16 protein-coding genes and 1 tRNA gene are annotated in these 18,490 nt (G+C 70.4%); 10 read left to right on the top strand and 7 right to left on the bottom strand.

Annotated elements, in window-relative coordinates:
* The first annotated feature begins 61 nt into the window (after positions 1-61).
* Genes BKD30_RS02650 through BKD30_RS02640 form a run of 3 tightly spaced genes read left to right on the top strand, consistent with a single transcriptional unit; the run spans position 62 to position 4,108 of the window.
* A complete protein-coding gene (locus tag BKD30_RS02650; protein WP_076701601.1) occupies positions 62-1,246 on the top strand; it encodes an efflux RND transporter periplasmic adaptor subunit in 1,185 nt (394 codons plus the stop codon).
* Positions 1,246-3,216 (top strand): ABC transporter ATP-binding protein/permease, encoded by a 1,971-nt coding sequence (locus BKD30_RS02645; protein WP_076701598.1) that lies wholly within the window; start codon positions 1,246-1,248, stop codon positions 3,214-3,216. Before BKD30_RS02650 ends, BKD30_RS02645 begins: the two co-directional genes overlap by 1 nt.
* Before the next feature lie 25 nt (positions 3,217-3,241).
* Positions 3,242-4,108: a hypothetical protein gene (locus tag BKD30_RS02640; protein WP_076701596.1), complete on the top strand. Its 867-nt coding sequence runs from the start codon at positions 3,242-3,244 to the stop codon at positions 4,106-4,108.
* 18 nt (positions 4,109-4,126) lie between these two features.
* On the opposite strand, the gene BKD30_RS02635 is transcribed toward BKD30_RS02640, so the two are convergent.
* The 3 genes from BKD30_RS02635 to BKD30_RS02625 form a co-directional block, all read right to left on the bottom strand.
* Positions 4,127-4,203 (bottom strand) — tRNA-Pro (locus BKD30_RS02635).
* Positions 4,204-4,576: 373 nt separating this feature from the next.
* Positions 4,577-5,527, bottom strand: a complete 951-nt coding sequence (locus BKD30_RS02630; RefSeq protein WP_076702114.1) for a metallophosphoesterase — start codon at positions 5,525-5,527, stop codon at positions 4,577-4,579.
* Positions 5,528-5,596: 69 nt separating this feature from the next.
* Positions 5,597-7,768, bottom strand: a complete 2,172-nt coding sequence (locus BKD30_RS02625; protein ID WP_076701593.1) for a transglycosylase domain-containing protein — start codon at positions 7,766-7,768, stop codon at positions 5,597-5,599.
* Positions 7,769-7,804: 36 nt separating this feature from the next.
* Between BKD30_RS02625 and BKD30_RS02620 the strand changes: the two genes are divergently transcribed.
* The 3 genes from BKD30_RS02620 to BKD30_RS02610 are packed head-to-tail and all read left to right on the top strand — an operon-like array spanning position 7,805 to position 9,453.
* Positions 7,805-8,011 (top strand): hypothetical protein, encoded by a 207-nt coding sequence (locus BKD30_RS02620; protein ID WP_076701591.1) that lies wholly within the window; start codon positions 7,805-7,807, stop codon positions 8,009-8,011.
* A 58-nt stretch (positions 8,012-8,069) separates the two neighbouring features.
* Entirely contained in the window at positions 8,070-8,558 is a 489-nt protein-coding gene (locus BKD30_RS02615) for a RidA family protein (RefSeq protein WP_076701588.1), read from the top strand.
* A gap of 4 nt (positions 8,559-8,562) precedes the next feature.
* On the top strand, positions 8,563-9,453 hold the full coding sequence (locus BKD30_RS02610; protein WP_083955947.1) for an NUDIX hydrolase: 891 nt from the start codon (positions 8,563-8,565) through the stop codon (positions 9,451-9,453).
* Positions 9,454-9,604: 151 nt separating this feature from the next.
* Here BKD30_RS02610 and BKD30_RS02605 read toward each other — a convergent pair whose 3' ends face one another.
* Complete coding sequence (locus tag BKD30_RS02605; protein ID WP_076702107.1) at positions 9,605-10,282, bottom strand: Crp/Fnr family transcriptional regulator; 678 nt, start codon at positions 10,280-10,282, stop codon at positions 9,605-9,607.
* 333 nt (positions 10,283-10,615) lie between these two features.
* Here BKD30_RS02605 and BKD30_RS02600 point away from each other — a divergent pair, with 333 nt between their 5' ends.
* Positions 10,616-11,800 (top strand): MarP family serine protease, encoded by a 1,185-nt coding sequence (locus BKD30_RS02600; protein ID WP_076701586.1) that lies wholly within the window; start codon positions 10,616-10,618, stop codon positions 11,798-11,800.
* A 45-nt stretch (positions 11,801-11,845) separates the two neighbouring features.
* Here the strand turns inward: BKD30_RS02600 and aroQ are convergent, their stop codons facing one another.
* Together aroQ and acs are read right to left on the bottom strand one after the other, a co-directional pair.
* Positions 11,846-12,298 (bottom strand): type II 3-dehydroquinate dehydratase, encoded by a 453-nt coding sequence (aroQ, locus tag BKD30_RS02595; protein ID WP_076701583.1) that lies wholly within the window; start codon positions 12,296-12,298, stop codon positions 11,846-11,848.
* A gap of 54 nt (positions 12,299-12,352) precedes the next feature.
* Positions 12,353-14,314: an acetate--CoA ligase gene (acs, locus tag BKD30_RS02590; protein WP_076701580.1), complete on the bottom strand. Its 1,962-nt coding sequence runs from the start codon at positions 14,312-14,314 to the stop codon at positions 12,353-12,355.
* A 472-nt stretch (positions 14,315-14,786) separates the two neighbouring features.
* On the opposite strand from acs, the gene BKD30_RS16045 reads away from it, so the two are divergent.
* From BKD30_RS16045 to BKD30_RS02575, 3 genes are all read left to right on the top strand, one after another.
* Positions 14,787-15,797: a hypothetical protein gene (locus BKD30_RS16045; RefSeq protein ID WP_076701578.1), complete on the top strand. Its 1,011-nt coding sequence runs from the start codon at positions 14,787-14,789 to the stop codon at positions 15,795-15,797.
* 70 nt (positions 15,798-15,867) lie between these two features.
* On the top strand, positions 15,868-16,650 hold the full coding sequence (nth, locus tag BKD30_RS02580) for an endonuclease III (RefSeq protein WP_076701575.1): 783 nt from the start codon (positions 15,868-15,870) through the stop codon (positions 16,648-16,650).
* A complete protein-coding gene (locus tag BKD30_RS02575) occupies positions 16,647-17,330 on the top strand; it encodes an NUDIX hydrolase (RefSeq protein WP_076701573.1) in 684 nt (227 codons plus the stop codon). The genes nth and BKD30_RS02575 overlap by 4 nt, the downstream gene beginning before the upstream one ends.
* 78 nt (positions 17,331-17,408) lie before the next feature.
* On the opposite strand, the gene BKD30_RS02570 is transcribed toward BKD30_RS02575, so the two are convergent.
* On the bottom strand, positions 17,409-18,490 hold a 1,082-nt coding region (locus BKD30_RS02570; RefSeq protein ID WP_143588024.1), incomplete at its 5' end, for a bifunctional 3'-5' exonuclease/DNA polymerase.

The raw sequence follows: 18,490 nt of genomic DNA, 5'->3' as shown, positions 1-18,490 counted from the left end.
CGTTCGGGCTGTGCGTCAAGCGTGCGTGTGGCGCACAGCCCACCCAAAATTTAGGTCTCTCGTGAAATTCACCTACCGGTTCATCGTGGTCATTGCCGTTCTCTTCGTCACCGTCGGCACTGTTGCCGCAGCCTCACTGTTCACATCGACCGAGCAGAAAGCGGCGGAAGCCAGCCCACCTGCCCGGTCCGATGTCACGGTCACGGTTGAATCGGGGTCGATCAAGGACACCGTCCCGTTGACCTGCGAAACGGTGTACCGATCGACGACGGCGCTGAAGGCTTCGGGTGCGCCACCCCTCGTCCTGACCCGCACGACGGTGAAGGACGGTGAGGAACTGACCGACGGCTCCCTTCTGGCCGAGATCAACGGACGTCCGCTGTTCGCTCTGATCGGCGACTTCCCCTTGTACCGGTCCCTCGCCAAGGGCGACAAGGGTCCCGATGCTGTCATGGTCAATGCCGCTCTCGTTCGCCTTGAACTGATGGCACCACCCGCACCGGACGTGGCCGCCGTGCTCCATCAGGACGCGGTCGACTCAGTGGCCGAACTCTACCGGCGTGCCGGATACGAGCCACCGGCAAAGGGTAAGCCGGTGGTATCTGCGACCGACTTCCTCGTGGTGCCGAAGGGAGCCACCGTTGCCGGTGCCCCCAGGACTCCCGGCTCTCTCACGGGTCCGTTCGCCACGGTGGCGATGGGCGGGGCCGTGGTGGAGTGCAGCGGAGTCAACGGCAAGCTCCCGACCGAGGCAAAGAGCGGTCAGAAAGCGACGACCAGTCTGAGCGGCTCCGGTGAATGGCCGGTCACGGTGGTTGCGGCGGCCCAGGAACAGACGACGCCCCTGGGATCCTCGTCGACCGGTGGCCAACCGGGACCGGGAGCGGGTGGTGCCGCCAACGGGACCAACCCGTCAGCCGGCGGTCAGGCCGGCTCGCCGGCGGACGCGGCGACGGCTGGCAGCGGCCGCCTGCAACTGGCCGCGACCAGCGTCGGCAAGGTGGGACAACGGGGCACGGGAACGCTGGTGCTGGGTTCCTCCGCGCCCGACCAGCTCGTCGTGCCGAGCGCAGCATTGTGGTCGAAGGATTCCCGCACCGTCGTGACGGTGCTCGAGGGGGATGCCCGTCGTGACGTCCCTGTCGAGATCGTCTACTCCGCCGACGGTCGGAACGCGGTCAAAGCCGTGGAACCTTCAGGATTGCGTCGCGGTGACCAGGTGCTCGTCTCGGAGCCGGGTGCCTGATGCCCGAGACCACCGGGCGGGCGCCGCTCGTCGAAGCGGTCGGCTTGAGGAAGAGCTTCGGCTCGGGCGACCACGCCGAAACCGTGGTCAAGGACGCCCATTTTCGCATCGCCAACGGATCCATGGTCGCGCTACTGGGCCCTTCGGGATCGGGCAAGAGCACCTTGTTGAATCTTCTGGGTCTGCTCCTGCCCGCCGACGGGGGGACTCTGCTCATCGAGGGCGAGCCCGTCGCCATGGGTTCCGCCAACGACCGTGCCCATTCGCGATTGGTGAACACGGCGCTGGTGTTCCAGTCGTTCCATCTGATCGAGCACAAGACGGTTGCGCAGAACATCGAACTCCCTCTTCTTCACCTGGGACTGCCGCGCGCAGAACGGGCGCGGCGCGTGGGCGAGGTGCTGGAACGGTTGGAGATTGCGCACCGCGCAACCGCTCACCCCGGGACGTTGTCCGGCGGCGAGAAGCAGCGAGTCGCGATCGCACGAGCCATCGTCACCGAACCCCGGGTGCTGCTCTGTGATGAGCCGACCGGTTCGCTCGACAGCCGGCGAACCGCCGAAGTCATGGATCTGCTGCGGTCGGTCACCACGGATGACCGGGCAACCGTCGTCGTCACGCACGACCAAGCGGTCGCTGCTCGATGCGACGAGGTCCTCCGCATCGATGACGGCGAGTTGCACCAGGTGACGGCACCGGCGGCGGTCCCCGATGCCACCACGCCGACGGAGGTGACCCACCGGTCCGTCGGCAGGTCGAGGTCCGGGCGGCCGGGCCACTGGGCCGCGGTGTCGAGCCGGGAAGCCATGGCGGCGGTCTGGGCGCGGATGCGCCGCAATCTCTTCACCATGATCGGCGTGGGTCTGGGCGTGGCCGCTCTGGTGCTCTCCGTCGGATTCACCGCGACGGTGTCGGCTCAACTGTCGGACAAGTTCAACGGTTATCTCGCACAACGCGTGACCGTCACGCGAACCGACCTGGAGCGGGCACCATTGTCGACCGGTATGGCATGGGACCAGTCAGCTGCCCTCCGGCGCATCAACGGCCTCAACGGGGTGGAGGCCGCCGGGGTCATTCAGGAGGTCGGCGGTGGTGCGGTCACCGTCACCACTGCCCCGGAGCCGCGCGACCAGTTTCCGGGCCGAGTGCAGGCTCCCGTGCGGGCGCTCTCCGACCAGGGCATGAGCGCGCTCGGGGCGACGGTCTCGCAGGGTCGCATGTTCGACGCCGGGCACGCCCGGCGCGGTGACCCCGTGTTGGTCGTCGGTCGAGCCACGCTGCAGGCACTGGGGCGGCCGTGGGTACCGGGACTTCAACTGTACGTGGATGGACAGCGCTACACCGTGATCGGAGTGGTGGAGGAAGATCTCTCGGCGGGTGGAGCGACGTCGGCGTTGTACGTTCCGCTCTCCGAGCGGGCGATGGGTTCGAGCGGTGTTCTGTCCGTGCTCGTGAAGACGTCGCTGGGTGCGGCTCAGCAGGTGGCCGGGGAGATCCCGCCGGCCTTCCTGCCCGAACATCCCGATCGTGTGCTGGCTGCGGCGCCGCCCGAGCCACGAACGCTCACGCAGGCCGTCGACGAGCAGCAGCGGATCCTGCTGCTCGGTATGTCACTGGTGACCCTCGTCATCGGCGGGGTCGGCATCATGAACACCTTTCTCGTCGCCGTGATGGAACGGCGACGAGAAATCGGACTCCGGCTGGCGCTCGGCGCACCTCCGCGCGCCATGACGCTGCAGTTCGGACTCGAATCCGTGGTGACCGCCATGATCGGGTCGCTGGGCGGGACGGCGGTTGCCGTCAACGTGCTGGCGGTGGTCAGCCTGGTGAACCACTGGACGCCGGTCATCTCCGGGACGACCATCGGACTCGGTCTGGTCGCCGGCGTCGTGCTCGGACTCGTGGCGGGGGTCTACCCCGCCCGGAAGGCGGCCGGGATCGACCCGGTGGCGGCCCTGTCCCATGCGTGAAGAATCGATCGATGTGAGGAGCCTCATGCGCAGGCACGTGATGACCACAGGAGCGACCGCCATCGCCGTCGCCCTCGCCCTTGCGGGTTGCGGCAACGGCGGCGGCAGCGGTGGGACCAACCCCGGTGCGGCGTCGGCGCAGATCAGCCCCGCCCAGAATGCCGATCCGCAGACCGTGGCGCAGGCCAACGCGCTGCTCTCACCCAACGAGGCGGCGGAACAGGCGCGCCAGGTGGTGCTCGAGACCTGTATGGCGGCAGCGGGCGGCTCCTGGACCAGGCAGACGCCGGAGAAGGCTACGGTGTACGACCTGTTGGCTCTGCGGCCGCTCACCATCGAGCAAGCCCGCCAGCGGGGCTACAACGAGGACAGGTCCACGGGAGAGCAGGCGCAGGGCGGGGGACAGGCTTTCCTCGGTACCGGTCAGACCGAGGCGCCCGTCTCCGCCGATCTGTTCGGGATCAAGTCCCAGGTCAACCCGGATGGGTGCCTCGGCAAGAGCTTGGCCGAGGTCTATGGGTCGGTCCAGTCCGGCATGCAGGCCACGGGCGTCGTCGACAATGCCATGCTTCCCGCTGTCAACGCGGCTCTGGCGAGTCAGGAGATGTCCGACGTCACCGGCAAGTGGTCGGCGTGCATGAAGCAGGCGGGCGAGAACTTCCCGACGCCCGACCTCGCGACCATGAACGCCCGCCAGCAGCCGGATCGCAGCATGGCGATCGCGCTGGCCGATGCGAAGTGCCGTGAGTCCGTTCGATACGAGCAGGTTCGCACGAGCCAGCTGAACCGGTACCTCGCCACGTTCCTGCGTCAGCACGAGGCCGAGATCACCACGGTGCTGGATGCCCGGAAGGTGGGCGCGCAGAACGCGGAGCGAATTCTCGCCGGGTGACTGCTGCGCCATCGACGCTGGTCGGGGTGACAGGATTTGAACCTGCGGCCTCGTCGTCCCGAACGACGCGCGCTACCAAGCTGCGCCACACCCCGTCGCAAGGCCGCGAAGAGCGGCCAGAGCAACTTGTCAAGGATAGCCGACGCGGGCCCCGATCCAGAAACCGGCGACGTCAGGCGGTGACGTGGCAGCCGGGGACGGACGTGGGCCCGGCACGCGAGGTGCCGGGCCCACGCGGCGCGGGTCGCCGTGCGCGGTGCGAATCTGGGGTAAGCACCGATCACGGCCCCGGGCGCCGGCGGCAGGTCTCCGCAGCCTGCCAGGGTGAACGGTGTGTTCGCTGCGGATCGTGCCGTCAAGGGGATCAACGCTGATCCACGTCGAATCTATCCCGGTCGCCGGCCCGCGTCGACGAGTAGCACTACTCGTTCCCGCCGGCAGGGGACGGGAGCCGCGCTGGACCCGGGCTCAGCGGTCGGTCGGGGTGAGCGTGAGCAGGACGGCCTCGGGCGGGCACGCGAAGCGGACCGGTGCGTAGAAGGACGTGCCCAAGCCCGCGGAGACCTCCAACCAGGATTCCCGGCCGGCGACCTTCCAGCGGTGCACACCGCTCGCCATCGACGTCGGCAGATCCGAGTTGGTGACCAGGGCGCCCACCCCGGGCACGCACACCTGACCGCCGTGCGTGTGCCCGGCGAGGATGAGCCGCGCCTCGTCCCGGGTGAACGCGTCGAGCACCCGCCGGTACGGCGCATGGGCGACGCCGATCCGGACGTGGCCCGACTGGTCCTGGTTGACGGCGCCCAGTGGGAAACCGGTGTACCGGTCACGACCCAGGTGGGGATCGTCGACGCCGGAGAAGTCCAGCCGGGTGCCCTTGATCGCCACCGACTGGTGCCGGTTGGCCAAGGAGATCCAACCGGCGTTGCCGAATGCGGTGTGCAGGGCCCCGGTGGGCAGCGCCTCGGGCGGCTTCGAGGACCGGCCCCGGGAGCCGGTGAAGTAGGTGAACGGGTTCTTGAACACGGGTGCGAAGTAATCGTTCGACCCGGGCACGAACACGCCCGGGAACCGCAGCAACGGTTCCAGTGCGTCCAGCAGCGGTGCCAGGGCGTCCCGGTGGCCGAGGTTGTCACCGGTGTTGACGACGAAGTCCGGCTCCAGGTCCGCCAGCGACCGCAGCCATGAGGTCTTGAGCCGCTGGCCCGGCACCATGTGGATGTCGGAGAGGTGCAGCACCCGCGTGGTCGGTGCGTCCGACGGCAGGATCGGCAAGGTCGCCTCCCGCAGTGTGAACCGGTGGCGTTCGACCACCGTGCCCCAGCCGAGCAGACCGAGACCGCCGGCGACGGCGGTGCCGGCGGCGAGTGCGGCGCCGGCCAGCAGGGGAGCGTGCGAGTGGGTGCGAGTGGGTGTCATGGCCATCCTGTGGTCGGAGGTGCTACGGACGGTGAGAACGGTGGCCTGCCCGGGCGCACCGCTCACACCTCATCCTTGATTGCCGGAGTGGGGGTTCTTGGGCTCGACGACACTTTGCGGCGGTTTCGGGAAGTCGTCGGTGTTGTACAGCGGCGCCACCTCCTTCATATAGCCCTGCCAGGCGCCGCCGGCCACGGTCGCCCCGTCCACGTAGGGCATCGTCGTGCCGTCGCCGTAGAACTGGGCGCCCGGGTTGCCGTCGCGGGCGTTGGGGGAACGGTACCCGTCCGGGTACCCCAGCCACGAGGCGGTCGCCAGGCCCTTGGTGTAGCCCACCATCCACGTGTACTCGGAGTTGTCGGTGGTGCCCGTCTTGGCCGCGGCGGGAACCCCGATACCGCGCTGGTACCCGGAACCGCGGACCAGTACCTCCTGCAGGACGCTGTTCACCCCCTGGGCCACCTCGGTCTTGATGGTCTGCCGGCAGTTCGCCTGCGGCACCTCGTAGGTCTTGTTCTTCCGGTCCGTGACCGACGTGATACCGACCGGCGCGCAGTACTTGCCGTCCGTGGAGAACGTCGCGAACGCGCTGGCCATCGTCAGCGGGGAGACGCCCTCGGTCCCGCCGATGAAGCTGGAGATCTGCAGCGAGTCGATGGGTGCGCCGGTCGCAGCGTTGTGCATGCCGAGGTTCTGGGCGATCTGCCCCATGTTGCACAGGTTGACCTGCGCGGCCATGGCGTAGGTCGCCGTGTTGATGGAGTTGTAGATCGCCTCGGCGGCCGGCATCTTCCGGTACCAGCCCTCCTCCGCGTTCTTCAGGTCGTTCGAGTTCGGCAGGGTGGAGTCGTACGCACCGCTCACCTGGCGGTCCGGGGTCTGACACGGGGCTTTCCACGGGAAGTCGGCGGGGTAACGCCTTTTGGACCCGTCCACGATCTCCTGCGTGCGGTGGCCTTCGTCCAGCCAGGTGGCCAGGGTGACCGGTTTGTACGTCGAACCCGGCTGCCACCCGTTGCCGCCGCCGTCCTTCTTGTCCACGTTGAAGTTGATGGCGTTGACCCAGTTGTCCTTGCCGGTCAGCCGAGAGTTCTGTGCCATGGCGAGGATCTTGCCGGTGCCGGGCTGCACGGTGACCAGGGACGATCCGATCTTCGAGGGGTTGGCCCGTGGCGGGGCGACCCGGTCGACCTGCTGCTGCGCGGCGTCCTGCAGACGCGGGTCCAGCGTCGTCTTGATCGTCAGGCCGCCCCGGGCGAGCAGGGCCTGCCGGTCTTCCCGGGTCTGCCCGAACACCGGGTTGTTGTAGACCTGCTGCTCGACGTAGGAGCAGAAGTATGCGGCCCGGCTCGCCGCTGCACAGCCCTGCTGTGGCGGGTTCAGCTTCAAAGCCAGGGGCGCCTTGACCGCCGCGTCGTACTGCTGCTGTGTGATCTTCTTCTGCGCCAGCATGACGTCGAGCACCAGATTTCGGCGCTTGACTGCCGCATCGGGCTGCGTGACAGGGTTGTACAGGCTGGGCCCATTGACCAGGCCGGCGAGCATGGCGGACTGCTGCAGGTTCAGATCCTTGGCAGAGACCCCCCAGAAGTACTGCGACGCGGCTTCCACCCCGTAGGCGTTGGGGTTGAAGTAGACGATGTTGAGGTAGTTCTCCAGGATCTGGTCCTTGCTGAACTTCTTCTCCACCGCGATGGCGAGCTTGGCCTCGCGCAGCTTGTCCCCGATGGTCTTGGCCCCGTTGAGCGTGACGCTCGCGTCCTTACCCGCGCTGATGCGTGCCTCGTTGAGCACGTTGTTGACGTACTGCTGCGTGATGCTGGATGCGCCCTGGGTGCTTCCGCCGCTGATGTTGTTCAACAGGGCGCGCATGGTGCCCTGCACGTCGACGCCGCCGTGCTCGTAGAACCGGGTGTCCTCGATCGCGAGCAGCGCCTCGGGCATGAAGGGGGATACCTCGTCCAGCTTCACCGGGGTGCGGTTCTCCACGTAGAAGGACGCCAGCTCGGTGCCGTCGGCGGCGAGCACCCGGGACGGGACGGACAGCGGTCCGACCTGCAGTTCGGTGGGCAACTCGTCGAAGAAGTCCATCGACGCGGTGGCGCCCATCGCGGAGACCGCGGCGGCGGGTACCACCAACCCGGCGGTGAGGACGCCGCACAGCGCACTGACCCCCAGGAAGAGAAGGAACCGGCCCAGCGTGCCGATGGTGCGGGCCCCGCGGGACTTGCCTGATGCCATGAGCGCCAGTCTACAAGGGCGGGTTACGCTGACCTCATGATCACCTGGGAGTACGCCACGGTGCCTTTGATGGTGCACGCGACGAAGCAGATCCTCGACAACTGGGGTTCGGACGGCTGGGAACTGGTGACCGTCCTGGCGGGCGCGCCCACCGGAGCCCCCAGCACGACGCCCGAGGGCAACATGGTCCCGCCGCCGCCGGGCAACCCCGTCGCCTACTTCAAACGACCGATCGGGGACTAGGGTGGCGGCATGCTGTATGGCCGCAGGCTCCCCGACGACGTGACGATCGGGCGCAGCCATGACTGATCCCTCCTTCGGCTCGGCGACCGGGGTCGTCGAGGGGAGACTGGCCGACCTCGGCCGTGTCCTCCCGGCGGTCGCCGCCCCGGTTGGGGCGTACGCGCCTGCCGTGGTCACCGGCCGTTACGCGTACACCTCGGGTCAGCTGCCGTTCGTGGACGGCCGACTACCCGCCACCGGCAAGGTCGGCGGGACGGTCGACCCGCAGATCGCCCAGGAGCTCGCAGCGACCAGCGCCCTGAACGCGCTCGCCGCCGTCAAGAGCGTCATCGGTGACCTGGACCGGGTGGTCCGCGTCGTCAAGGTCGTCGGGTTCGTCGCCTCCGACCCGTCCTTCACCGGTCAGCCGCAGGTGCTCAACGGTGCTTCCGACCTGATCGGTGCCGTGTTCGCAGACGCGGGCGTGCACGCCCGCTCGGCCGTCGGCGTCGCCGTGCTGCCGATGGATTCGCCGGTCGAGGTGGAGCTGGTTGTCGAGTTCGACTAGTCGGTTGTTCCCGGTTCCGGCGCAGTGGCGGGACGAGGCGGAGGGGTGGAACCCCGACGACGCACTGCCCGCGGCCAAGCCCCGTTGGGCCGTGGCCGTGATGCTACTGCGTGACGGCCCGGACGGGGTGGAGGTGTTCCTCGAGTACCAGGGCGCCCGGTCCGGCCTGGGAGCGGTGACCTTCGTCGGGGCGCCGCTGCGCGAGGACGACACCGTTCCGCTGCCGTGGGCCGGACCGGTGGCGGCGCACTGGGGTCGCATGCTCGACGTCGAGGATCCCCACCTGGCGCAGCGGCTGGTCTGCGGTGCCGCCCGGGTCGTGTTCGAACGAGCGGGCGTGCTGCTGGCCAACAGCGGCGGCGATCACACCGCCGAGGTGACCAGTGGCCCGGACGGGGACCGCCGACGACGCGAGGTGCACGACGAGGAGCGCACCCTCGCGGACGTGCTTCGCCGTCGCGCCCTCGACCTGGACACCGGCCTGCTGCGGCCGCTGAGCCGGTGGCTCTCCCCGGCGTTCCTGCGCAAGCGCCTGTGCACCCAGTACTTCGCCGTCGTGCTGCCGCTGGGGCAGGAGCCGTCGCCGCTGGACGGCGTGACCGGATGGGGCCGCTGGTGCTCGCCGACGGCGCTGCTGGCCGACGCGGACTCCACCGCGCTGGGTGACGAGATCGGCGAACCCGACACGGTGGGCCGGCGGCTGGACGAACTCGTGCTGCCCGCGGTGCTGATCATGCTGCGCAAACTCGCCAGTCTGACCTGCACCATCTCCTACATCTCGGAGAAGCGCCCGTCCCGCCAGTTCGAACCGGTTCTGGCGACCGAGGCCGGGACGCTGATGCTGCGGGTCGAGGGGCTGCCCGCCCCCGCCCGTCCGGTCGTGCACTCGCTGTAACCTCACGCCGATCGGGAATCCGGCGAGAGGTCGGCGCGACCCGGCCCCGCCCGGGCACGGGGGACTGGATCTCCCGGCGCTCGCAGAGCTCGCTCCGGTCGACACGTCCCCCTTCCGCCCGAACCGGATCGCGCCAGTCTCCGGGCCGGTGTCAGCGGGAGCGCTGGCGCAGGCGCTGCATGTCCAGGATGACGACGGCGCGCGCCTCGAGTCGCAGCCAGCCGCGCTGCACGAATTCGGCCAGCGCCTTGTTCACGGTCTCGCGAGACGCACCGACCAGCTGAGCCAGTTCCTCCTGTGTGAGTTCGTGCGCGACCAGGATGCCGTCGGTGGCGGGGCGACCGAACCGGTCCGCCAGGTCGAGCAGCGCCTTGGCGACGCGGCCGGGCACGTCCGAGAACACCATGTCCGCCAGCGACTCGTCGGTGCGGCGCAGCCGCTGGGCGAGCGCGCGGAGCAGCTGGGTGGAGACCTCGGGCCGGGTCTCGATCGCGGTGCGGAGGTCGTCGTGCTTGAGGGCGACGAGCCGGGTCTCGGACACGGCGGTCGCGGTCGCGTTGCGGGCGGCGGGATCGAACAGGGCCATCTCACCGAACAGGTCTCCCGGGCCGAGGATCGCCAGCAGGTTCTCCCGGCCGTCGACGGCCGTGCGGCCGAGCTTGATCTTGCCGGCGAGGATGAAGTACAGCTCGTCGCCCCGGTCACCCTCCCGGAACACCGAGGAGCCGCGGGAGAGATTGACCTCCGTCAGCCCTTCCGTGACGGCCGCGAACACGTCGTCCGCGAGCGGGGCGAACAGCGCCGACTGGCGCAGTACCTCCAGGTCCATGGCCATGAGCGTTCCTCTCCGCCGGGCGCGGCATCGTTCTCGTCCTGACCGCGATCGGTCACGACGTCGTCTGCGTTCATTGTGGCATGAGCCACAGCCCGAGGCGTGCGCACCGGGCTAGCGGGCTCCCCGGGAACTCTACCCACGGACCATGACCGTCAGCTGACAACGGCAAACGCCTTCGAGGGCCGCAGCCACCCCGGAGGCTGCCGCAGACGGCGGGCATCGGGGAGTTGCCGGGTCCGGTCCAGACGGCTGCCAGCGCCGGCCGATACGCTCGGGAGCACGGTCCGTCCGGCCACCGAGGCGGGGACCGCGGAAGGAAGAACACCCGTGCCCCCTATCTCCCTGCTCGACGTCCTGCTCGTGCTGATCCTCCTCGGCTACCTGATCCACGGCCTGCGGGTCGGGTTCCTGGTCAGCATCGGCAGTCTTGCCGGCTTCGCGCTCGGTGCAGTGGCCGCCTTCTTCGCGGTCCCTCTGGTCAGTCAGTGGGTCACCGACAGCGCGTGGCGCACCCCCGCGGTGATCGCCGTCGTCGTGCTGCTGCTCGTGCTCGGCAGTGGACTCGGGTCCCGGGTGGGTGCGGCCATCCGGCGCGCGATCGGCCGGATCGGCCCGATCCGTGCTCTGGACCGGGCGCTGGGCGGCGCCGTGAACGTCGTCGTGTGCGCTCTCGCGCTGAGCCTGATCGCGTTCGCGGTCTCCACCATGGGCGTGCCGATGCTGTCGCGGGCCATCGCGGGTTCGACGGTGTTGCAGACCATCGACCGGCTCACCCCGCCGCCGGTCGCCGCCTCAATGGCCCAGGCCCGTGCCGGCCTGTTCACCACCGGCGGTATCCCGCGGATCCTGGCCGAGAACCTGCAGAACACACCGGTGCCGGTGCCGGACGAGACCACGGACACCCCGGCGCTGCGCGCCGCGTCCGGTTCGGTGCTGCGGATCACCGGCAACGCCTACCAGTGCGGACAGAACCAGACCGGCTCCGGGTGGGTGATCTCCCCGGGTCGGGTGGTGACCAACGCCCACGTCGTCGCCGGTGTCGACCAGCCGGTGGTGGAGGTTCCGGGACAGAACGCGCTGCCGGCGGACGTCGTGCTCTTCGATCCCGCGCAGGACGTCGCCGTGCTCGCGGTGGACGGCCTCGGCACCGCCCCCCTGCAGGCGGGCGGTCAGCTGGCGGGTGGGGACTCGGCCGTCGTCGCCGGGTATCCCCTCGGCGGGCCGTACCAGGCCAAGCCGGCGGGCGTGCAGTCCCGCGGGACGGTGCGGGTGCCGGACATCTACGGCAGTGGCACGTCGCCCCGCGAGGTGTACCAGCTCTCCGCCGACGTGCAGCAGGGCAATTCGGGCGGTCCTCTGCTGGACACGCGCGGTCGCGTGGTCGGCATGGTGTTCGCCAAGTCCCGGGAGAACGTCCCGGTGGGGTATGCGCTCACGCTCGCGCAGGTGCGGTCCGTCGTCGACGGCGCGGGCACCGCCGGCGTGTCGACGGGAGCGTGCGTCCGCGGCTGACGCGGCTGTTTCCCGGTTGCCGCGGCCGTCAGTCGCGGGCGTCGGTCAGTTCCCGGTCAGCAGTTCCGCGAGGTGGTCGACGGCCAGCGTGTACCCGTGCACGCCGGCGCCCACGATGACGGCGTCCGCCTGGGGGGAGACGTAGGAGTGCTGCCGGAACGGCTCGCGCCGGTGCACGTTGCTGATGTGCACCTCGACGACCGGCAGCGGTTGGACCGCCTCGAGGGCGTCGTGCAACGCGATCGACGTGTGCCCGTAGGCGCCCGGGTTGATGATGATGCCGGAGCGCACACCGCGGGCGGCGTGGATGGCGTCGACGAGTGCGCCCTCGTGGTTGGACTGGACGAACGCGACGTCCAGGCCTCGCGCGGCCGCGGCGTCGCGCACCCGCGCCTCGACGTCGGCCAGGGTGTCGCGGCCGTAGGTCTCGGGCCTGCGGGTGCCGAGCAGGTTCAGGTTGGGCCCGTTGAGCACGAGCAGACTGCGGCGATCACTCATGGGAACCAGTGTGCCGCAGCCGGCTCGTGGCCCGGGCTCCCGGTGCTCGGTGTCTTACTTCGCGAAGTCCGCGGCGATCTGGTTCATCACGGTGCTGTCCGCGAGCGTGGTGGCGTCGCCGACCTCGCGGCCCTCGGCGACGTCCTTGAGCAGGCGCCGCATGATCTTCCCGGATCGGGTCTTGGGCAGCTCGGGGACGATCAGGACCTTCCGGGGCTTGGCTATCGCGCCGATGTCCTTGCCCACGTGCTGCCGCAGGGTCTCACTCATCGCGTCGTGATCCTCCTCCGCCGCGGAGCCCCGCAGGATGACGAACGCGATCACCGCCTGCCCCGTGGTCTCGTCCGCGGCGCCCACGACGGCGGCCTCGGCGACCGCCGGGTGGCCGACCAGGGAGGACTCGATCTCGGCGGTGGAGAGCCGGTGCCCGGAGACGTTCATGACGTCGTCGACCCGGCCCAGCAACCAGACGTCGCCGTCGTCGTCCTTCTTGGCGCCGTCACCCGCGAAGTACATGCCCGGGAACCGGGACCAGTAGGTCTGCACGAACCGGTCCGGGTCGCCCCAGATGTTCCGCAGCATGGACGGCCACGGCTCCCGGAGCACGAGGTAGCCGGCCTCACCGTCCCCGAGGGAGGCGCCCGTGTCGTCGACGACGTCGGCGGTGATACCCGGCAGCGGCACCTGCGCCGAGCCCGGCTTCGTCGCGGTGACGCCGGGCAGTGGGGAGATCATGATGGCGCCCGTTTCGGTCTGCCACCAGGTGTCCACGACCGGGCAGCGGTCCGCGCCGATCACCCGGCGGTACCACATCCACGCCTCCGGGTTGATCGGCTCACCGACGGAGCCGAGCACGCGGAGCGAGGACAGGTCGTACTGGCCCGGGATGTCGTCGCCCCACTTCATCATGGTGCGGATCGCGGTGGGCGCCGTGTAGAGGATGGTGACCCCGTACTTCTGCACCAGCTCCCACCAGCGGCCCTGGTGCGGGGTGTCCGGCGTGCCCTCGTAGATGACCTGGGTGGCGCCGTTGACCAGCGGGCCGTACACCACGTAGCTGTGCCCGGTGACCCACCCGATGTCCGCGGTGCACCAGTACACGTCCGTCTCGGGCCGCAGGTCGAAGACGTTGCGATGGGTGAACGCGGTCTGCGTGAGGTAACCGCCGGTGGTGTGCAGGATGCCCTTCGGCTTGCCCGTCGTACCGGAGGTGTACAGGATGTAGAGCGGCTGTTCGGCGTCGAACGCCTCGGCGGTGTGCTCGGCGGAGGCCGTGCCGACGGTGTCCGACCACCACGCATCCCGGCCCTCGGTCCACTCGACCGGCTCCCCGTTGCGCTGGACGACGACGACGTTCTCGACGGTGGACTGCCCGTCGGCCAGAGCGGCGTCGACGGCGGGCTTGAGCGGGCTGGGCTTGCCGCGCCGCCAGGTGCCGTCGGCGGTGACGACCAGCTTCGCCTCGGCGTCGTCGATCCGGCTGCGCAGCGCGTCGGCGGAGAAGCCCCCGAAGACCACCGAGTGGGCGGCGCCGATCCGGGCGCAGGCCAGCATGGTGATGACCGCTTCGGGGATCATCGGCAGGTAGACCGCCACCCGGTCGCCCGCGGTGACCCCGAGGGCGGCGAAGGCGTTGGCGGCCTTCTTCACCTCCTCGGTCAGCTGCGCGTAGGTGTACGCGCGGGTGTCGCCGGGCTCACCCTCGAAGTGGATGGCCACCCGGTCTCCGTTGCCGGCCTCCACATGCCGGTCCAGGGCGTTGTAGGCGGCATTGAGCTTCCCGCCGCCGAACCAGCGGGCGAAGGGCGGGTTCGACCAGTCGAGGGTGTCCGTGAAGTCCGTCTCCCAGGTCAGCAGCTCGCGGGCCTGCCGGGCCCAGAACGCGAGCCGGTCCTGGTCGGCCTCGGCGTACAGCGTCGCCTGGGCGACAGCGTCGCGGGCGAACGCGGGGTCGGGAGCGAACGAGCGCTCCTCGTGGGAGAGGTTGTCGAGGGGGGTGGACTCGTCCGATGACATGGTGCGCCTTTCTCTCGTCGCGTTCTCATCCGAGCACGGTCTCGCTGCCGTCAGACTACGGGACGCCCCCACCCGTTGTGCCGTGGGTCACGGATCGGTGACCGCTGGCTGGTTGCGCCGGCGGGCCGCGGTCGGTTCGGAGGTGGTGCGCGGTGGTTCGCGCGCAGCGGTGCCCAGCTAGGCTGGACGCAGATCGACGCCGTACGCCGCGGCACCCGGCGATGCACACCGAGGAGGGCCCATGGGTCAGGATCCGCTCGAGAGCCGAAGTGCCGGCTCCGGCCGGCCGGAGACGACGACGCACGACGCGTCCGGGACGTCGTCCGGGGCGCCGAAGGCGTGGACCGTGGCCGGGCGCTCGGCAGAGACCCGGACCCGCGACACGACTGGTCAGGACTCGGCTGGGCGCGATCCGGCTGGACGGACTCCGGCTGGACGGACTCCGGCTGGACGGGACGAGCGGCAGCGGGCCGTGGCGGGCCCGTTCACGGTGCGAGACCTGACGGTGTTCGGGTCGATCGTGGTCCTGCTCATCGGCAGCGTCATCCCGCTGTTCGTGGACTTCGGCAACGGCTACAGCCCGTACATCAACCTGTGGAGCATGGGTTCCACGGCTCAGGTCGTCGTCTTCGGGCTCATGCTGCCCCTGGTGGTCGGTGCTCTCTTCATCGCGCGACGGCTCAGCGGCAAGGACGAGGTCCTGAGGATCGGCTCCCTCTCCCTGGACCAGTTCGCCTCCGTGGTCGCGTCGGTGGCGACCGTGTTCCACTTCCTCAGCGTCGCCAGCTTCTTCCAGGCGGGACCGATCATCGCCCTGATCGGCGCCCTCGGCCTGCTCGTCGCGACCGTCGGCGGCCCGCACATCCCGGTCTTCGCCGCCGACTTCACGGTGCGTCCGTCCGTCGAGGCGCGGCTCGTCGCCCGCCCGGCGGAGGCGGACGCGGAGCGGGCCGAGCAGGTCACCGAGGAGACGCCGGCCGGCACCACGCCCGCGACGTCGGTGACCGATGGGAACACGGCGCCCCGTGCCTTGGCCAGCCCGGACGCGACGATCGACGCCGACGCCGACGCCCACACGGTGACCGGCGTTCCCGCCGAGGACACCGAGGACACCGAGGACACCGAGGAGCGGCGGACCACGGCCGAGCCCGATTGGTGGGAGCCGGCGGGGCAGGGCAGCGACGAGCGCCGGACCGGGTCCTCGGCCGTGTCCCCGACCATCGGTGCCGTCGTCGATCCGGACGAGCCGGGGCACGGCGATCGCTCCCGCACCGAGGAGAGGCAGGAGCCGTTCGAGGCCTTCTGGTTCGCCGTCGCCTACCCGCGGCCGACGTTCGACGAACGCACCGGTGCCCAGCGCTTCATGCTCGAACCGGGCGCCTGGATCCTGGCGCTGCAGGACCGCGGCAACGCGTTCCTGGTCCAGCACACGGACGGGCGGACCGCCGTCCTGCACGACCTGAACAGCATCGAACGTGCCTGATCCGGTGATCCCCGGCGCTCGCCGGGCGAGCCCACCGGCTCGCGCGGTGCGCCACGCCGGTGCGCGGTCGATGAGCGCCGAGTCCCCGTTGGCGCGCAAACGGCGTTCCCGTCGGATCAACCGGCTCCTGGCGCAGACCTACCCGTACGCGGTGGCGGAGCTGGACTTCGGCAACCCGTTCGAGCTGCTCGTCGCCACCGTGCTCTCCGCACAGACGACCGACGTGCGGGTCAACGCCGTCACCCCCGCCCTGTTCGCCGCCTACCCGGACGCGCACGCCCTGGCCGCGGCGGACGAGACCCGGCTGCAGGAGCTGGTCCAGCCCACGGGCTTCTTCCGTGCCAAGTCCCGTAGCCTGCTGGCCCTGGCGAACCGCCTGGTCGACGAGTTCGACGGCGAGGTGCCGGCCGACCTGGACGCGCTCGTCACCCTGCCCGGCGTCGGACGCAAGACCGCGAACGTGGTGCTCGGCAACGCGTTCGGGATCCCGGGTCTGACCGTCGACACCCACTTCGGCCGGCTGTCCCGGCGACTTGAACTGACCACCTCGGAGGACCCGGTCCAGGTGGAGAAGGACGTCGCGGAGCTGATCGAACGGTCCGAGTGGACGATGTTCTCGCACCGGCTGATCTTCCACGGCCGCCGGGTGTGCCACGCGCGCAAGCCCGCCTGCGGAGCCTGCGTCATCGCCGGCCTGTGCCCATCGGCGGGGATCGGGGAGACCGACCCGGCCGCCGCCCATCAGCTGCTCAAGTACGAACTCGCTCCCGGGCGGGAGGACCTGCTGGCCCGGGTCCTGTCGGGGGCGACCCGGCAGCAGTTGCGCGCCGAGGGGTTCTCCTTGGGCACATGAGCGCTTACACCGACCTGGTCCAGCTGGGCGCCCGGGGCGACCGGCTCACCCGGACCCCGTCCGCCGATCCGTTGCTGGCGCTGGACCCGGCCACCGCCCGGGCGGCCGCCGTGCTAATGCTGTTCGGCGTGCTCGACGACCACCCGGCCGACACCGGCAACGCCTACGCCCCTGCCGACCTGGACGTTCTGCTGGTCGAGCGCTCCCGCGGGCTCGGCCATCACCCGGGGCAGATCGCCTTCCCCGGCGGCGGGGTGGACCACCTCGATGGGTCCGTCGAGGCGGCCGCCCTGCGGGAGGCGCGGGAGGAGACCGGACTCGACCCGGACGGCGTGCAGGTGCTCGGCAGCATGCCCGAGGTCGGAATACCGGTCTCGGGGTATCGCGTGACCCCGGTGCTGGGCTGGTGGGCCGCCACCTCGGCGGTCGCCGTCGTCGACCCGGAGGAGTCCGCGCGGGTGTTCCGGGTGCCCGTCTCCGACCTGCTGGACCCGGCCCGCCGCGTCACCGCCGTCGTCGAGCGCGGCACCCACCGGCACCTGTCCCCGGCGTTCCTGCTCGGCGGGGGCGAGGACGGAATCGTGTGGGGCTTCACCGGACTGCTCCTCAGTGGCGCGTTCGACCGGCTGGGCTGGACCGTGCCGTGGGACGCCGCACGCCGGATCCCCGCGCCGCTGTGATCGTTCCCGCTCTGACCTCCCCGCTCTGACCTCCCCGCTCTGACCTCCCCGCTCTGACCTTCCCGCTCCGCTCGAGGTTCACTTGGCCTGGTCATAGCTGTCCACGACGGCGACGCTGACGGGAAAGTCCGAGCTGCCGGCACCGAAGAGCAGCCCGGCCGCCGCCGCGGCGGCACCCTCCACCGCCTCGACGACGGCGTCCACCTCGTCGTCGGGCACGTGCAGGACCAGCTCGTCGTGCACGAAGAACGCGAGCCGCGCGGCCAGCGCCTGGTCACGGAGGCGCCGACGCAGCTCCGCGAGCCAGCACAACGCCCACTCGGCGGCGGATCCCTGGACGATGAAGTTCCGGGTGAACCGGCCGTTGGCGCGCAGCGCGGGCTGGTCACCGCGGGCGAGAGCGTCACGCAGGCGCGGACCGGCCGGCGGGGTGCTCCGGCCGAGGTGGGTACTGACCGGTCGACCGGCCTCGCCCAACCGGGCCGCCGCCTCCACGAGGGCCACCGCGCGCGGGAAGGACCGGGCCAGCTGCGGCACCAGCCGGCCGGCCTCCCCGGTGGTGGCACCGTACATGGCGCCGAGCATCGCGACCTTGGCTGCGGACCGCTCACCGCCGAAGCCGCGCTCGGCGACGCCGGCGTAGAGGTCGCGGCCCCGCGCGGCGGCCGCCAGCGCGTCGTCGGCCGCCATCGCCCCGAGCACCCTGGGTTCGAGTTGCGCGGCGTCGGCGACCACGAGCCGATGCCCCGGGTCCGCGTGCGCCGCCGCGCGGATCTGGTGCGGGATCTGCAGGGCGCCGCCGCCGCTGGTGGCCCAGCGTCCGGTGACGACCGCGCCGACCACATAATCGGGGCGGAACCGGCCGTCCCGCACCCACTCGTCCAGCCAGGCCCAGCCGTTGGCGGTCAACAACCGGGACAGCTGCTTGTACTCCAGCAGCGGTGTGATCGCCGGGTGGGAATGCCGGACGAGCTCACTCTTGCGGGTGGTGGCGACGTCGACGCCCGCCCGGAAGGTGTCAAGTCTGGTGAGACAGTTTCCGTCAGGCGGTCTGTATGAGGGCCTCCTGTGAGGGTTGGTTGATCCAGGCTGTGGCGGGCAGTGTGGGTGCTGCGGGTCGGCGGTGGCCGAAGCGTTCCGGATGGGCGGTGTAGGCAGCG

It is taken from the genome of Tersicoccus phoenicis (assembly GCF_001968835.1).
Taxonomy (GTDB): domain Bacteria; phylum Actinomycetota; class Actinomycetes; order Actinomycetales; family Micrococcaceae; genus Tersicoccus; species Tersicoccus phoenicis.
The sequence above is the reverse complement of the archived record's forward strand: the minus strand, read 5'-3'. Positions and strand labels throughout refer to the sequence as shown.